Annotated in this window: 15 protein-coding genes; 8 read left to right on the forward strand and 7 right to left on the reverse strand. The window is 74.8% G+C overall.

The genetic code is table 11. From position 1 onward, the window contains the following. Positions 1 to 412: ERAP1-like C-terminal domain-containing protein (locus AC1DYZ_RS19805; RefSeq protein WP_477066810.1), on the forward strand; the 412-nt coding region annotated here is incomplete at its 5' end. A 103-nt stretch (positions 413 to 515) separates the two neighbouring features. Here AC1DYZ_RS19805 and AC1DYZ_RS19810 read toward each other — a convergent pair. Together AC1DYZ_RS19810 and malQ are read right to left on the reverse strand one after the other, a co-directional pair. Beyond that, positions 516 to 1052, reverse strand: coding sequence for a P-loop NTPase family protein (locus tag AC1DYZ_RS19810; protein WP_477066811.1), 537 nt, complete (start codon positions 1050 to 1052; stop codon positions 516 to 518). Between the two features lie 19 nt (positions 1053 to 1071). Then, positions 1072 to 3198 carry a 4-alpha-glucanotransferase gene (gene malQ / locus AC1DYZ_RS19815; protein WP_477066812.1) on the reverse strand — a complete coding sequence of 709 codons (2127 nt, stop codon included), beginning with the start codon at positions 3196 to 3198 and terminating at the stop codon, positions 1072 to 1074. 133 nt (positions 3199 to 3331) lie between these two features. Between malQ and AC1DYZ_RS19820 the strand changes: the two genes are divergently transcribed. Next, positions 3332 to 5470: a prolyl oligopeptidase family serine peptidase gene (locus tag AC1DYZ_RS19820; protein WP_477066813.1), complete on the forward strand. Its 2139-nt coding sequence runs from the start codon at positions 3332 to 3334 to the stop codon at positions 5468 to 5470. Then, positions 5467 to 6579 (forward strand): mechanosensitive ion channel family protein, encoded by a 1113-nt coding sequence (locus AC1DYZ_RS19825; RefSeq protein WP_477066814.1) that lies wholly within the window; start codon positions 5467 to 5469, stop codon positions 6577 to 6579. The genes AC1DYZ_RS19820 and AC1DYZ_RS19825 overlap by 4 nt, the downstream gene beginning before the upstream one ends. A gap of 6 nt (positions 6580 to 6585) precedes the next feature. On the opposite strand, the gene AC1DYZ_RS19830 is transcribed toward AC1DYZ_RS19825, so the two are convergent. The 3 genes from AC1DYZ_RS19830 to AC1DYZ_RS19840 all read right to left on the reverse strand — a co-directional run bounded on the left by AC1DYZ_RS19830 (position 6586) and on the right by AC1DYZ_RS19840 (position 7939). Then, positions 6586 to 7161, reverse strand: a complete 576-nt coding sequence (locus tag AC1DYZ_RS19830) for a dihydrofolate reductase family protein (protein ID WP_477066815.1) — start codon at positions 7159 to 7161, stop codon at positions 6586 to 6588. A 69-nt stretch (positions 7162 to 7230) separates the two neighbouring features. Further along, positions 7231 to 7692 (reverse strand): PTS sugar transporter subunit IIA, encoded by a 462-nt coding sequence (locus AC1DYZ_RS19835; RefSeq protein WP_477066816.1) that lies wholly within the window; start codon positions 7690 to 7692, stop codon positions 7231 to 7233. Positions 7693 to 7708: 16 nt separating this feature from the next. Next, on the reverse strand, positions 7709 to 7939 hold the full coding sequence (locus tag AC1DYZ_RS19840; protein ID WP_456825945.1) for a PTS sugar transporter subunit IIB: 231 nt from the start codon (positions 7937 to 7939) through the stop codon (positions 7709 to 7711). 139 nt (positions 7940 to 8078) lie between these two features. Between AC1DYZ_RS19840 and ptsP the strand changes: the two genes are divergently transcribed. From ptsP to AC1DYZ_RS19865, 5 genes are all read left to right on the forward strand, one after another. Continuing rightward, positions 8079 to 9779: a phosphoenolpyruvate--protein phosphotransferase gene (gene ptsP, locus AC1DYZ_RS19845; protein ID WP_477066817.1), complete on the forward strand. Its 1701-nt coding sequence runs from the start codon at positions 8079 to 8081 to the stop codon at positions 9777 to 9779. A gap of 22 nt (positions 9780 to 9801) precedes the next feature. Next, positions 9802 to 10185 carry a globin gene (locus AC1DYZ_RS19850; protein WP_456825943.1) on the forward strand — a complete coding sequence of 128 codons (384 nt, stop codon included), beginning with the start codon at positions 9802 to 9804 and terminating at the stop codon, positions 10183 to 10185. Between the two features lie 63 nt (positions 10186 to 10248). After that, positions 10249 to 11118 carry an acyl-CoA thioesterase gene (locus tag AC1DYZ_RS19855; RefSeq protein ID WP_477066818.1) on the forward strand — a complete coding sequence of 290 codons (870 nt, stop codon included), beginning with the start codon at positions 10249 to 10251 and terminating at the stop codon, positions 11116 to 11118. Positions 11119 to 11161: 43 nt separating this feature from the next. Continuing rightward, a complete protein-coding gene (locus AC1DYZ_RS19860) occupies positions 11162 to 12166 on the forward strand; it encodes a DNA topoisomerase IB (protein ID WP_477066819.1) in 1005 nt (334 codons plus the stop codon). Positions 12167 to 12218: 52 nt separating this feature from the next. Then, the gene (locus AC1DYZ_RS19865) at positions 12219 to 13832 is read left to right on the forward strand and encodes an SDR family oxidoreductase (RefSeq protein ID WP_477066820.1); all 1614 of its coding nucleotides are present in this window, start codon (positions 12219 to 12221) and stop codon (positions 13830 to 13832) included. Here the strand turns inward: AC1DYZ_RS19865 and AC1DYZ_RS19870 are convergent. Next, a complete protein-coding gene (locus tag AC1DYZ_RS19870) occupies positions 13813 to 14307 on the reverse strand; it encodes an acyl-CoA thioesterase (RefSeq protein WP_477066821.1) in 495 nt (164 codons plus the stop codon). The two genes, AC1DYZ_RS19865 and AC1DYZ_RS19870, sit on opposite strands and share 20 nt — an antisense overlap. A gap of 20 nt (positions 14308 to 14327) precedes the next feature. Then, positions 14328 to 15947: a GTPase gene (locus AC1DYZ_RS19875; protein WP_477066822.1), complete on the reverse strand. Its 1620-nt coding sequence runs from the start codon at positions 15945 to 15947 to the stop codon at positions 14328 to 14330. Between the last annotated feature and the right edge of the window lie 175 nt (positions 15948 to 16122).

Below are 16122 nucleotides of genomic sequence, written 5' to 3' on the forward strand. Positions count from 1 at the left end.
GCGCGCCGCGGCCGCCGCCCGGGCGGCCGTCCCCAGCGCCGAGGCCAAGGCCGCGGCCTGGGCCTCCGTGGTCGACGAGGACGGGCTGCCGAACGCGCTGCAGGCCGCCACCATCGCCGGCTTCGGCCGGGTGCACGACCGCGCGCTGCTCGTGCCGTTCGTCGAGCCGTACTTCGCCGGCCTCGAGTCGGTGTGGGCCGACAAGACCAGCGAGATGGCGCAGAACATCGTCGTCGGGCTCTACCCGACCGACCTGGTCGACGACGCGTCGGTCGACGTGCTCGGCGCCACCGACGCGTGGCTGGGCGCCCACCCGGACGCCCCCGCCGCGCTGCGCCGCCTGGTGCTCGAGTCCCGCGACGGCGTCCGCCGCGCGCTGGCCGCGCAGGAGGCGGACCGCCGCCGCGCCTGACGCCCAGCACCGACAGGCCCGCCCTCCTCCGGGAGCGCGGGCCTGTCGGCGTTCGGACGCCTGGTCGACGGCTTTGTCGCGCCTGGAGCGACCAGCTCTTCTGCTAGAGCCCCGCCAGCCAGCGGCGCGCCTCGCGGGGGCTGCGCAGGCGGATCACGGGGATCGGGGACTCGGCGGCGAGCGCCCTGTACCGGGCCCGGTTCGGTGCGTGCGCCGTCCACGACCAGAGCACGATGTTCTGCTCCGGGTCCGGCTTCAGCAGGTTGCGCAGCTCCTCGCGGTTGCCGTGCCACAGCTCGGTGCGGAGCAGTCCGCGGCGCAGCGTCCGGCGGATCACCCGCGGCATCACCGTGCGGCGCGGGTAGTCGAGCCACACGAAGGCGTCGGCGTCGGTCAGGAGCCCTGCGGTCCCGGCCGTCCAGTTGCCGTCGGTGACCCAGCCGAGGTCCGACGACGCCACGAAGTCCTCGATCAGCGCCCGCGCCTGGTCCGGGTCCCGCTTGGTCCACCCGGCGTCCCAGAACACCTCGTCGAGCTCCAGGTGCGGCACGCCGAGCGCCGCCGCGAGCCGGCGCGCGAACGTCGTCTTGCCGGAGCCGGAGTTGCCGACGACGCGGATACGGCGAAGCTGCTCGGGCATCCCGGCATCCTAGGACCGGTCAGCTGTTGAGCACGGCCGCCAGGGAGCGCAGCCGCTGGTTGGTGAACAGGTCCTCCACCAGCACCACGCGGCCCGAGCTGTCAGCCAGCGGCACCTTCCAGTTGGGGTACTCCTGGTCGGTCCCCGGCTGGTTCTGCGCGCGCCGCTCCCCCACCGCGTCGGCCAGCGAGACGCCCACCAGCACGGACGGCGTCGCCATGACATAGCGGTGCAGGGCCTCGACGATCTCGCGCTCCGACGGGTCGTCGCCCACCAGGCCGCGGTCCCGCAGCACCCCGAGCATCTGGTCGCGCTCGGCGAGCGCCGCCGCCCGGACCACCTCGACGGGCTCCGTGAGCAGCCCGAGCCTCTCGCGGATGGCCACGTGCTCGCCCGCGAGGTACCCGGCGCTGGGCGGCAGGTCGTGCGTGGTCACCGTCGCGAGCACCAGCGGCCGGTAGTGCTCGGGGGCCAGCGGCGCGCCGTGCACGTCGCGCTCGAACCACAGCACCGACGTGCCGAGGATCCCGCGGTCGGACAGGTAGTCGCGCACCCAGGGCTCGACGACGCCGAGGTCCTCCCCGATCACCACGGCGCCGGCGCGGTGCGCCTCGAGCGCGAGAATGCCGACGAGCGCCTCGTGGTCGTAGCGGACGTACGCACCGTCGCCGGAGTCGGCGCCCTCAGGGATCCACCACAGCCGGAACAGGCCGATCACGTGGTCGATCCGGATGGCACCCGCATGCCGCAGGACCGTGCGGAGCATGTCCCGGTAAGGCTTGTACGCGGCCCGCGCCAGCGCGTCGGGGCGCCACGGCGGCTGCGACCAGTTCTGGCCCTGCTGGTTGTACATGTCGGGCGGGGCACCCACCGTGGCGCCACGGGCCAGCACGTCGCCGAGCGCCCACACGTCGGCGCCCTGCGGGTGCACCCCGACGGCCAGGTCATGCATGATGCCCAGCGCCATGCCGCCGTCCAGCGCCGCGCGCTGAGCCGCCGCGAGCTGCTCGTCGGCAAGCCACTGCAGCCACGTGTGGAACTCGACGCGCTCCGCCAGCTCCTCGCGGAGCTCGGCGACGACGGCGGACGACGGGTCCTGCGCGCCGGCGGGCCACTCGTCGTCGTACTTCTCCGCGAGGGCGCACCAGAGCGCGAACGTCTCGAGCCCCGCGCCCTCCTGCTCGACGAACGCGTCGAACGCGGCCTGCCGCGCGGCCGACCGGGGGGCCGCGAAGACGACCTCGAGCGCGGCGCGCTTGGCGGTCCAGGCCGCGTCGCGGTCGATCGGTCCCGCGTCGCCGTCGGTGGCCAGCACCGGCTCGGCCGCCCACTCGACCAGCGTGCGGTCGGCCGACGAGAGGTAGCCCGCCTCGCGCACGTCCTCGACGCGGATGTACAGCGGGTTCACGAAGCGGCGGGTGGTGGGCAGGTACGGGGACGGCGTGAGCGGGGCGGTCGGTTCCGCGGCGTGCAGCGGGTTGATGAGCAGGAAGTCGGCGTCCAGCTCGCGGCCGGCCAGCCACCCGATCTCCGCGAGGTCCGCCAGGTCGCCCACCCCCCACGACGCGCGCGAGCGCACCGAGTAGAGCTGGGCCATGAGCCCCCACGCGCGCCGCCCCTGCAGGGCCTCGGGCAGCTCCAGGTGCGACGGTGTCACGACGAGCGGGCTGTGCGCGCTCGCGCTGGGGCCCTCGGCGACGATCTCGTGCCAACCGAGCGGCAGGTCCGTCGGCAGCGTGAAGGTCGCGCGGCCCACCAGCCGGCCGTCGACCGTCCGCGGGGCCACCGGCACGTCGGCCTGCGACACCTCCCGGCGACCGCCCCCGGCCTCGGGGTCGAGCTCGATCCAGACCTCGACCGGGTCGCCGTGCGTGAGGTGGACCGGGACGTGCGCCTGGCGGCCCTCGCGAACGACGAGCACGGGCGGGAGCACGCGGCGCCAGGGCATGTCCTCGACGTGGGCGATGGCGAGGTCGACCCGCTCCGGCGACGACGCGTCGACCCCGAGCGCGCCGAGCACGCCCTGCAGCGTGGTGGTCGATGCGCGGCGGTGGAGGCCGTGGAAGTCCCAGTGGTCGGGGACCACACCGTAGGCGGCCGCAAGGCGCAAGAGGGCGTCGGACGCGGTGCCGGTGTCGTCTGCCACACGCCGATCCTGCCAGAGCCTCGCGCGCGCACGCAGGACGAACGCCCTCGACTGCGTCACTCGCGCGGCGTGCGCCCACCCCGACCGCGTCACTCACCCACCGTCGCGGCCACCCGTCGTAGCCTTGCGGACCATGACCGCACCCGCTCTGCGCACGTACCCGCCGGCTCCCCGAGGCGATCTCGTCGAGGACCTGCACGGACACGCGGTCGCCGACCCGTTCCGCGCGCTCGAGGACGCGGCTGCCGACGAGACCGAGGCGTGGTCGCTCGCGCAGGACGACCTGTACGCCGCCTACCGCGCCGAGGTCGGCAGCGACGGCGCGTTCGCGACCGAGGCCCTGACGGCCCGGCTGCGGGAACTGCTCGGCGCGGGGTTCGTCAGCCCGCCGGCGTGGCGCGGCGAGCGGCGCTTCTTCTCCCGGCGCTCCGGCGACCAGGAGCACGCGGTGGTCGTCGTCGCCGAGGGTGACGACGAGCGGGTGCTGCTCGACCCGATCGCGATCGACCCCGCCGGCACGACCACGCTCGACGCGTGGCAGCCGTCGAAGGAGGGCCGGCTCGTGGCCTACCAGGTGTCGTCGGGCGGCACCGAGGAGAGCGTGCTGCACGTGCTCGACGTCGCGACCGGGGAGCTCGTCGACGGCCCGATCGACCGTGCCCGGTACTCCCCCGTCGCGTGGCTGCCGGGCGGCGAGGCGTTCTACTACGTGCGCCGGCTGCCGCCCGAGGAGCTGCCCGAGGACGAGGCGCAGTACCACCGGCGCGTCTGGCTGCACACCCTGGGCACACCGGCGACGGACGACGTCGAGGTGTTCGGCGCCGGGCTGGACCACACCAACTACTACGGCGTGTCCGTCTCCCGTGACGGGCGGTGGCTGATCGTGTCGGCGTCCGCGGGCACCGCGCCGCGCACCGACGTCTGGATCGCCGACCTCGCCGCCGCCGACCCGGCGGCGCCGGCGTTCGTCGAGGTCGCGGTCGGGCTCGACGCCGAGACCGGCGCCTGGGTGGCCCGCGACGGGCGCCTCTACGTGCACACCGACCTCGACGCGCCCCGCGGGCGGCTCGCCGTGGCCGACCCCACCGCGCCGGGCGTCGAGCACTGGACCACGCTGGTGGCGCAGGACCCGACCGCGGTGCTCGAGGACGTCGCGTTCACCGACGGCGGCGGAGACGACACGACGCCCGAGCTGCTGCTGGTCTCGTGGCGCCGGCATGCAGTGTCGGAGGTGACCGTGCACGACCCGCGCACCGGGTTGCGGACCGGGTCCGTGGAGCTTCCGGGGCTCGGCTCGATCTCCGGCCTGGCCACGCGTCCCGAGGGCGGCCGCGAGGTCTGGTTCTCCTACACCGACCACACGACGCCGACCAGCGTGCACCGGTTCGACGCGCGCACGGGCGACACCTCGCTGTGGGCCGCGCCTCCCGGCCTCGTCGCCGACCTGCCCGACGTGCGCGCCCAGCAGATCGAGGTCACCAGCCCGGACGGCACCACGGTCCGCGCGTTCGTCGTCGCTCGGACGGACGCCCTCGACGCGCAGGGCCGACCGCTGGCGCCCGCGCCGACGATCCTCTACGGGTACGGCGGCTTCCAGATCTCGCTCGACCCCGCGTTCTCCGCCAGCACGCTCGCGTGGGTCGAGGCCGGCGGCGTCTACGTCGTCGCCAACCTGCGCGGCGGCGGCGAGGAGGGCGAGGAGTGGCACCGCGCCGGCATGCGGGCGCACAAGCAGAACGTGTTCGACGACTTCCACGCGGTCGGCGACCACCTCGTCGCCCAGGGGTGGACCACTCCCGACGCGCTGGCGTGCTGGGGCGGCTCCAACGGCGGCCTGCTCGTGGGCGCGGCCCTGACGCAGCGGCCCGACCTGTTCGCCGCCGTCGTGTGCTCCGCGCCGCTGCTCGACATGGTGCGCTACCAGCGGTTCGGCCTGGGCGTCACCTGGACCGAGGAGTACGGCGACGCCGACGACCCGACCGAGCTCGGCTGGCTGCTGGGCTACTCGCCGTACCACCGCGTGGTCGACGGCACGGACTACCCGGCCACCCTGTTCACGGTCTTCGAGGGCGACACCCGCGTCGACCCGCTGCACGCCCGCAAGCTCGCCGCGGCGCTGCAGGCCGCCACGACCGGCGACCGGCCGATCCTCGTGCGTCGGGAGCGGGGGGTCGGCCACGGCGGTCGCGCGCTCTCGCGCACGATCGGGCTCACCGTGGAGCAGCTGCAGTTCGTCGCCGACCGCACCGGGCTCACCGGGGGCCGCGCGTGATCGCGGCGACCCCGGAACCGAGCCCGTCGACCTCGGACGGCATCCTCGGCACGAACGTCCCCCCGCCGAGCACCTGGTGGGACTGGTTCGTCGGACTGCCCCTGCGGATCATCCTCATCGTCGCGATCAGCGGCATCGTGCTGGTGCTGCTGCGGCGCAGCATCCGCAGCATCACCAACCACGTCGCGGACGGCACCCCGTTCCTCGACCGCGGGATCCTCAAGCCCATCGGGCAGTCCGAGGTCGGCGGCGTGCTGGCGAAGGCCAACCCGCTGGCGAGCGCCCGCCGCGCCCAGCGCGCCCGCACGCTCGGCTCGGTGCTGCGCTCGTCGGCCACCATCGTCGTCGGCGGCACCGCGTTCTTCCTCGTCCTGGGCGAGCTCGGGGTCAACCTCGCGCCGTTCATCGCCTCCGCCGGCGTGATCGGCGTCGCGCTCGGCTTCGGCGCGCAGAGCCTGGTGAAGGACTTCCTCACCGGTCTCTTCATGCTCCTCGAGGACCAGTACGGGGTGGGTGACGTGGTCGACGTCGGGCCGGCCAACGGCACCGTCGAGGCGGTCACGCTGCGCATTACCAAGATCCGCGACGCGGACGGCACGCTCTGGTACGTCCCCAACGGGACCATGCTGCGCGTCGGCAACAAGACCCAGGGGTGGGCGACCGCCGTGGTCGAGATCGACGTCGACTACTTCGCGGACCTGGACCAGGTGCGCGCACTGCTGGGCGAGGCCGCGTCGCGCGTGGTCAAGGACCCGGTGGTCGGCGCGCACGTGCTGGGCACCCCGACCATCACCGGCATCGAGCGGCTCAGCGCCGACGCGGTGACGCTGCGGCTCAAGGTGAAGACCTCTCCCGCGATGCAGTGGGAGGTCGCCCGTCAGCTGCGGATCGCCACCCGGGACGCACTCGAGAAGGCGGACGTGCCTCTCGCCGGCCAGCGGGACCTCATGGCGACGCACCGCGCATCCTTCGGCGGGAACGACGCCACTCCTCGGGACCCGCGCAACACGCCGCTCGACGACGTGGTGGACAACCGCGACGCCCGCGTGGCCGCGTCCGGCGGCGAGTTCGTGCCGACGGAGGAGCCGGCGCCGACCGAGGAGCGCTGAGCCCGCCTACCGCGGCCCGCCTCCCGGCGGTGCGTCCAGGACCGTCGGCACGTACTCGAGGAGCTGCGTCCGGCCGTCGAACGTCCTGCTGGCGACCATCTCGAGACCGACGTCCGGATAGCCGTCGTAGATCCGCTCGTGCCCGGTGCTGCCGGTGATCACCGGGAAGACGACCACCCGGAACCGGTCGACCAGGCCCGCCTCCAGCAACGAGCGGCACAGCGTGAGGCTGCCGATCGTGCGCAGCCCGGCGACGTCGCCCTCCTTCATCGACCGGACCGCCTCGACCGGGTCGCCGCCGACCAGTCGCGTGTTGGCCCAGGCCATCGGCTCCGACAGCGTCGAGGAGAACACCACCTTGGGCAACGCGGTGAGCTGGTCCACGCCTTCCTCGCCCGTGGCGGCGAGCTCCGACATCAGCCGGTACGTGGTGGCGCCCATGAGCACCGTGTACTCACCCTCGGGCGACTCACCCAGCCAGGTCAGGTACTCGGGCCCCTCGAGCCCCCACCAGCCGGGCCAGCCCTCCGCCGACGCGTAGCCGTCGAGCGAGGTGATGAAGTCGACCAGCAGCTCTGCCATCGGATCCTCCGGGTGCTCGCAGTCGTCTCCACCGTGCGCGCCGGGCCGCGAGTCGGCAACAGCAGTCGGTCAGGCCCAGTCGAGCAGGGGCTGCCCGGCGCCGACCGTCTCGCCGTCGGCGGCGAGAAGGGTGAGCAGGTCCGCGTCGGCCTGGAGCGCCACGACCGGACAGATGGTGGCCAGTCCTGCGGCGGCGACGTCCACGGGCGACCACGTGATCAGGCGCTCGCCCGCGCGCACGCTCTGCCCGCCGGTCACGTGGAGCGTGAACCCCCGCCCCGCGAGGCCGACGGTGTCGATGCCGAGGTGCACGAGGACGACGCGGCCCTCGCTCAGCTCGAGCGCGAACGCGTGCGGGTGCAGCGCGCCGATCACCCCGTCGGCGGGCGCGAGCACGGTCTGGGACTGCGCATGCTGCGGCTCGAGCGCGACGCCGGGGCCGACGATGCCCTCGGCGAACACCGGGTCGGGCACGGCGGTGACGGGTCGGAGCACTCCCGTCAGGGGACTGCGCAGCCGGATCGTGGTCATCGGCTGCGGCGGGGGGTCAGCGCAGGCTGTCGAGCTCGGCAGCGAGGTTGTCGGCCTCCGGGCCGACGATCACCTGGACGATGCGACCGGAGCGCACGACACCGAACGCGCCGCTCGCCTTGAGGGCGACCTCGTCGACGAGGTGGGCGTCGCTCACCTCCACGCGGAGCCGGGTGATGCACGGCTCGAGGTCGACGACGTTCCCGTCGCCGCCCAGCGCTGCGAGGATCTGCTCTGCCTTGCTCATGGAACTCCCCAGCTCACGTGGCGCCGGTCGGCGCACCGCCACAGCCTAACCCTGGGACGGCTCACGAGCCGTGTCAGGGTGGCGTCCGCAGATGCCGAGGGACCACACTGCGATCAGGTCGACGAGGAGGTCACACCAGGTGAGCACGGTGCACGCTGCCAACCCGACGGTCCTCACCGGGATCGGGGTGAGCCCAGGCCGCGTCGTCGCGCCCGCCGTGCTCATGCCGGACCCCGTGGCCGAGCCGCCCTCGGGCCGGCGGCTGCCGCCCGGCACCGACTATGCGGAGGTCGCCAAGCGCATCGGCGTGGCCTCCGAGGTGGTCCGTGCGGCGCTCGACGCCGCCGCCGACCTCGCCCAGGGGGACAGCGCGGACCTGCTGCACGCGACCGCGGCGATCGCCGCCGACCCCACCCTGGTCGCCGACGCGGAGCAGCGGGTGGTCGACGACCGGCTCGTGCCCGAACGTGCGGTCTGGGAGGCCGCCGAGGCGATCTCCGTGCAGTTCGAGGCGCTCGGTGGCTACTTCGCGGAGCGCACGCGGGACATCGCCGACGTCCGCGACCGGCTCGTCGCCGAGCTGACGGGGCGGCCGGCGCCCGGCGTGCCCGCGCACGAGGCACCGTTCGTGCTGGTCGCGGCCGACCTCGCCCCGGCCATCGTCGCCACGCTCGACGTCGACCGCGTGCTGGCGATCGTCACCGGCACCGGCGGTCCCACCTCGCACACCGCGATCCTGGCCCGCGCCCGCGGCATCCCCACCGTCGTCGCGGCCAGGGGCGCCGAGGCCGCGGTGCAGGCGGAGACGCTCGTGCTCGTGGACGGCTCGGCGGGCACGGTCACCATCGACCCCACGCAGGAGCAGGTCGCCGCCGCGCTCGCCCTCGCCGCGCAGGTGCGCACGTTCGACGGGCGCGGGCACACCTCCGACGGCCACCACGTCGAGCTCCTGGCCAACGTCGGCGACCCCGCGGACGCCGAGCCCGCGGCCGCGGCGGGCGCCGAGGGCGTCGGGCTCTTCCGCACCGAGTTCGGGTTCCTCGACCGCGAGGAGGCGCCGAGCATCGAGGAGCAGGTCGTCGCGTACCGCCGCGTGCTCGCCGCGTTCCCCGGGCGCAAGGTCGTCGTCCGCACGCTGGACGCCGGCGCCGACAAGCCGCTGCCGTTCCTGGCCGGGGACGCCGAGGTCAACCCGGCGCTCGGCGTCCGCGGCCTGCGCACCGCCGAGCGCCACCCCGAGGTCCTCCAGGACCAGCTCGAGGCGATCGCCCAGGCGGCCGCCGCCGAGACCGCCGAGGTCTGGGTCATGGCGCCGATGGTCTCGACGGTCGACGAGACCGAGCGGTTCGTCGCCGCCTGCGCCGCCCACGGGCTCGGCGTCGCCGGCGTGATGATCGAGGTGCCCAGCGCCGCGCTGCTGTCGGGACCGATCCTGGCGCACGCCTCGTTCGCGAGCATCGGCACCAACGACCTCACGCAGTACGCGATGGCCGCCGACCGCCTGCTCGGCGCCGTCGCGGAGCTGTCCGACCCGTGGCAGCCCGCCGTCCTGCACCTGGTGGCCGCGGCCTGCAACGGCGGCGCCCAGCAGGGCCGCCCGGTCGGGGTGTGCGGCGAGGCAGCGGCCAGCCCCGCGCTCGCGGCCGTGCTCGTCGGGCTCGGGGTCTCGTCGCTGTCCATGACGCCGCGGGCGCTTCCCGACGTCGCCGCGCTGCTCGCCGCGACGTCGCTGGAGGAGTGCCGACGCCTCGCGCAGCTGGCCCTGGCCGCCTCCAGCGCCGCGGACGCGCGGGCCGTCGTGCGGGGCGCGCTGCCCGTGCTGGAGGAGCTGGGGCTCTGAGCCTGCGTGTGAGGATGGCGTCGTGAGATCCGACTCCTTCTACTCGGCGATCGGCGGCCACGAGACGTTCGTCGCCCTGGTCGACGAGTTCTACCGCGGCGTCGCCGACGACCCGGTGCTGCGACCCATGTACCCCGAGCAGGACCTCGGCCCGGCGGCCGAGCGCCTGACCCTGTTCCTCGAGCAGTACTGGGGCGGCCCGACCACCTACTCCGACGAGCGCGGGCACCCCCGCCTGCGCATGCGGCACGCGCCGTTCAAGGTGAACCCCGACGCGCGCGACCGGTGGCTTCTGCACATGCGCGCCGCCGTCGACAGCCTGGACCTGGCGCCGATGCACCGGGCGCAGCTGTGGGACTACCTCGAGCGCGCCGCGCACTCGATGCTCAACACGTTCGACGATTGAGCGACGCAGGTCACGCCGCCGGGACACCGTGCCGGGCGGCGCCGTCGTGAGACGCTGCGGTCCATGACGACCGAGCCCGACCCGACCGCTCCCGTCCTCGACATCCTGCGGCTCGACAACGACCCGGCGACACCGGACGTCTTCAGCGGCCGCAGCCTGCCGCAGCCMAGCGGACGCGTGTTCGGCGGGCAGGTGCTGGCTCAGGCGCTGCTCGCGGCCGGCCGGACGGTCCCCGACGGCCGCCTGCCGCACTCCCTGCACGGCTACTTCCTGCGCGCCGGCGACGTGCGCGAACCGATCACCTTCGCGGTCGAGCGCCTGCGCGACGGTCGCTCGTTCACCGCGCGCCGGACCCACGCGCTGCAGGGCGGCGACGCCATCCTGTCGATGATCACGTCGTTCCAGGAGCAGCAGCCGGGTCTGGACTACGCCGACCCCATGCCCTCCGGGGTCCCCACGCCGGAGGACGTGCCGTCCGCGCTCGAGATGCTGGGCGGGATCGACCACCCGGTGGCCAAGTTCTGGACGCAGGAGGCCGCGTTCGACGTGCGGCACGTGGGCGGGGCGATCTACCTCGGCCCGCCGACCGAGCCCTCCGGGCAGCAGTGCGTGTGGTTCCGGTCGCGCGGCCCGCTGCCCGACGACCAGCTGCTGCACCGCGCGCTGCTGGCGTACGCGTGCGACCAGGTGATGCTCGAACCGATCCTGCGGCGGGCCGGCAAGTCGTGGATCACCCCCGGCCTGTCCATCGCCAGCCTGGACCACGCCATGTGGTGGCACCGCGACGTCCGTGTCGACGACTGGCTCTTGTACGTGCAGTCCACGCCGAGCGCGCAGGGCGGCCGTGGCCTGGGCGCCGCGCGCGTGTTCACCCGCGACGGTGCTCTCGTGGCGTCCGTGGCCCAGGAGGGCATGGTCCGGTTCCCGGACTGAGGCTCCCCGCGCGGTCCGACGTTCGCCGGGTGACACTTCCGGCATGGTCCGCCTGCGCCGCGTCAGCATCGACGCCCCCGGCTGGTCGCGACGCCGCGCCGGCCGGGGGTTCGTCTACCTCGACCTCGACAAGCTCCGGATCGTCGACGAGGAGCACCTCGACCGGATCTCCACGCTCGCCATCCCGCCCGCGTGGAAGGAGGTCTGGATCAGCCCGTGGCCGAACGGGCACATCCAGGCAGCGGGGCTCGACGACGCCCACCGTCGCCAGTACCTCTACCACCAGCAGTGGACGCGACGCCGCGCCCGCCTGAAGCACGACCGCGTGCTCGAGATCGCGCGGCTGCTGCCCGCGGCACGGCGACGCGTCCGTGCCCACCTGGAGCTGGAGGGGATGCCGCGCGAGAAGGTGCTCGCGCTGGCGTTCCGGCTGCTCGACCTGGCTTACCTGCGGGTGGGCGGCGAGGGCTATGCGCTCCAGCACGGCTCGTACGGGCTGGCCACGCTGCTGCGCTCCCACGTGCGCGTCCTGGCGCCCGAGAACGAGGGCGACCCCGGTCGGGTGCACCTGCACTTCCCCGCCAAGTCCGGCCAGGTGCGCGACACGGTCGTCGAGGATGACGACGTCGCGACGATCGTGCGCACGCTCGTCCGCCGTCGGGACGAGGGTGAGGAGCTGCTCGCGTGGCGCGACGATGCCGGAGCCTGGCACGACGTGACCAGCGCGGACGTCGGTGCCTACGTCAAGCAGCAGCTGGGCGACGAGGCCACGCCGAAGGACTTCCGCACCTGGCACGCCACGGTGCTGGCCGCCCGCGGGCTCGCGGACGCGGGCGCGCCCCCGACGTCCGAGCGCGCCCGCCGCCGCGTGGTGACGGCGGTGGTGCGCGACGTCGCCGAGGAGCTGGGCAACACGCCCGCGGTGTGTCGGGCGTCGTACATCGACCCCCGGATCATCGACCTCTGGGAGCACGGCCAGACCATCCGGCCGACCCGGTCGCAGGCGGTCGCCGAGAAGGCGACGCTCGCGCTCCTGAGCGCAGGCTGAGGATCGGGCGCGACCGGGTGCGGGTCGGGCCCGCGCACCACAGACTGCCCAGATGGCCACCGCCCCGGACGACCTCCTGCCCGCACCCGTCGCCGAGACCCTCGTCGGGCTCGTACCGGGGCTCGGGCCCGACGGTCGTGCACGGGCGGACGCGCCGCTCGTGGCGGTCACCGGCGTCACCGGGTACGTGGGCGGCCGGCTGGTCCCCGAGCTGCTGGCCGCCGGCTACCGCGTCCGTGCCGTCGCCCGGCACCCCGACCGGCTGCGCGGGCACCCCTGGTACGCCGACGTCGAGACCGCCGCGGCGGACGCCGACGAGCCGTCGCAGATCCGGGCGGCCCTCGAGGGCGCGGACATCGCCTACTACCTCATCCACTCGCTCGGTTCCGGCCGCAGCTTCGAGTCGACCGACCGGCACACCGCGCTCACGTTCGCGCGGGCCGCGCGCGAGGCGGGCGTGGGGCGCATCGTCTACCTCGGCGGGCTCTACCCCGAGGGCGAGGATCTCTCCCCCCACCTGGCGTCGCGCACCGAGGTGGGTGAGATCTTGCTGGCCTCCGGCGTCCCGACCACCGTCCTGCGGGCGGCCGTCATCCTGGGCTCGGGGTCGGCGTCGTTCGAGATGATGCGCTACCTCACCGAGCGGCTGCCCGCGATGACGGTGCCGCGCTGGGTGGAGAACCGGATCCAGCCCATCGCGATCCGCGACGTGCTGCGCTACCTCGTCGGGTCGGCCGCGATGCCGTCCGAGGTCAGTCGGGGTTTCGACATCGGCGGCCCGGATGTCCTGACCTACCGCGACATGATGCAGCGCTACGCGCAGGCGGCCGGGCTGCACCGACGCATCATCGTCGGGGTCGGGGTGCTCACGCCGCGGCTGTCGAGCCTCTGGGTCTCGCTGGTGACGCCCGTGCCGTCGGGTCTCGCGCGCCCGCTCGTCGAGTCCCTGGTGCACGAGGTGGTGTGCGACGAGCACGACATCGCGGCCCACGTCCCCGACCCGCCCGGCGGGCTCATCGGGTTCGACCGTGCGGTGCGGCTCGCCCTGCGGCGGGTGCAGGAGGCGGCGGTCGCCACGCGGTGGTCGTCGGCGGCCGTGCCCGGCGCGCCCAGCGACCCGTTGCCCAGCGACCCCGACTGGGCGGGCGGCTCCCTGTTCGTCGACGAGCGCCAGGTCACCGTCGACGCCTCGCCCGCGGCGCTGTGGCGGGTGCTCGAGGCCGTCGGCGGCGAGCACGGCTGGTACTCGTGGGGGCTCGCGTGGCGCGTGCGGGGGCTGGCCGACCGGCTGATCGGCGGACCGGGGCTGCGCCGTGGCCGGCGGGACCCGCGGGTCCTGCTGGTGGACGACGCCGTCGACTTCTGGCGCGTCGAGGCCGTCGAGGAGGGCCGGCTGCTGCGCCTGAGGGCCGAGATGCGGGTGCCCGGCCTGGCCTGGCTGGAGCTGCGCGTCGAACCGGGCGGCTCCGCCCCCGACGCCCCGCCGACGGTCTTCGCGCAGCGCGCCTTGTTCCACCCCAAGGGGTTGCTCGGACAGCTCTACTGGTGGTCTGTCTATCCGTTCCACGGCGTGGTCTTCGGCGGCATGCAGCGCAACATCGCCCGGGCCGCCGAGACGGCCGAGCGCGCCCGCACGGATCGACGGGTCAGCGCCGCCTCCGGATGACGACCGGCTCCTCCAGGTACGGGCTCCACGCCTCGCGCCCCGCGGCGTCGATGCGCCGCGGCGCCCCGGTCGCGGCGTCGACCAGCACGAGGGTCGTCACCGCGCGCGCGTACGTGACGCGCTCGGGGCCGGGCTCACCCGCGTCCCGGACCTCGTAGCAGACGTCCAGGCTCGCGCCGCCGAGGTGCCCGATCCACATCTCGACGATCACGGGCGTCCGGCGGTAGCCCAGCGGCTTCAGGTACTCGATCTCCTGCCGGGCGACGAGCGTCGACAGCTCGGCGCCGGGGCCGGCGTCGAGGACGGCCGTGGGCCACGTGCTCTCCACCCGGCTCCCGTCGGGCGCCACCGGGTGGCTCCAGAACGCCTCGATCCGGGCCTCCTCGAGGAGCCGCAGCATCTCCACGTTGTTGACGTGCTGGTAGGCATCCATGTCCGACCAGCGCAGCTGGACGGGAACCTCGAGGCGAGTCATGCGGTCGATCCTAGGAGCGGTCAGGCCGCGGCCCGCGACGCGGCCGCGCGGCACCGGGCCAGGGCGTCCATCTCGGCGCTGACCGGGCCGATGACGTGCTCGTTCACCGCGAGCGCCACCGACGCACCGAGCCCCCGCCGGGCGCGCGCGGCGCGGTGCCGGCCCGCCAGTGCGCCGAGCACCCACCCGACGCCGGCGAGAAGCAGCCCCGCGAGGAGGCCGGCGAGCAGAAGGAACGTCGGCGCKGGCAGGCCCCACCACATCGGGGTCTCGGGCAAGGGCAGCTGGAGCCAGCCGAGCCCGGCCAGCAGCAGCAGCCACACCAGCCCCGTCACCGCGACGGCGAGCAGCAGCCACTGCAGCAGCGCGAGCATCCGCCACGTCCACGGGACGCGGGACGTCCCGACGGGCACCCGCACGACGCTCCGGTCGAGCACGTCGTCGAGGTCCACGTCAGCGGCGCGCGAGCGCGCGGCCAGGACCCAGTCGTCCGGTGCACCGGAGGTCGCCGCGTCGACGTAGGCGCGGACCGAGTTGACCGCCACGGCCCGCTCCCCCGCGGCCGGAGCCGAGCGCGACGACCGCAGCAGGCCGTCCTGGCCGGCCTGGGACCGTTCGCGYCCGAGCCCGAGCCGGCGCAGCGKGTCGGCGCGCAGCCGGGCGACCCAGCGCGTMACCGGCCAGCCGGTGGAGGCGCGCGCGGACCGCTTGGTCGAGCGCCGGACGGCGTCGGCGATCTCGTCGATCCCGGCGGCCGCCTCCCACGCGCGCACGAGGGCCGCCGCGGCTCCGACCTCGCGTCGGGTGTTCGGCGGGCGGCCGCAGGCTTCGACGAGCGCTCGCGCCGCCAGCCGCACGTCGCCCGTGACGCGCTCAGTCGCGGCGAGCCTGCGCTGGACGGCCCGGGCGAGCAGGTCGCGCAGCTCCGGCACCCCGGCGCCGGTCGACGCGCTGACGGCCAGGACCGGCGACGCGGCGAGGCCGTCGTCCGCGGCAAGCCGCTGCAGGTCGGCCACCATCGCCCGCTGCTCGGCGACGCTGAGGCGGTCGGACTGGTTGAGCACGAGCACGACGACGCTCGCGTGGTCGGCGAGCCCGCGCAGGTAGCGCGCATGCAGGGCGGCGTCGGCGTACTTCTGCGGGTCGACCACCCAGACGAGCAGGTCGACGCGCTCGTACAGCCGCTCCGCGATGGTGCGGTGCTCGGTCACCACCGAGTCGTGGTCGGGCAGGTCCAGCAGCACCAGGCCCGTGGCCGACGCCTGCAACGCGCGGCTGCCGGCCACGTGACGCTCCTGCACGTCGAGCCAGTCGAGGAGCTCGTCGGCGCCGTCGTCCATGGAGCCCCGCGCGGGCACGATCACGGCGACGGGCCGGCCGGTGGTCGGTCGACGGACACCCGGCTCCGCGATCCGCGCCTCGGCGAGGGCGTTGAGCAGCGACGACTTGCCCGACCCCGTCGCGCCGGCGAGCGCCACGACGGTGTACTCGCCCGACAGCGCAGCGCGATCRCGCGCCCGGGAGACGACCACCGCTGGGGCGTCGAGCGCCGCGTCCGGCAGGCGGCCCCGCGCCAGCCCGACCGCCTCGTCCAGCGCCGCGACCCTGTCCCGGAGGGTCGCGACAGCCTTGGGACTCACTCGGACCCCCGGCGCCAACGGCTCCACCAGTGGCCGCGGGGCGCGGCCTGCAGCGCGTCGTCCGTCTGTGCGGCCGACCGTGCGACGACGCCGGCCCCCCGCAGGTAGCCGTCGCCYCCGGCGGGCAGCCCGCCCTCGCCCCAGGCCGCCGCCGCCGGACGGGCAACCATCGCTG

The sequence above is a fragment of the Cellulomonas sp. P1_C4 genome (genome assembly GCF_056406355.1).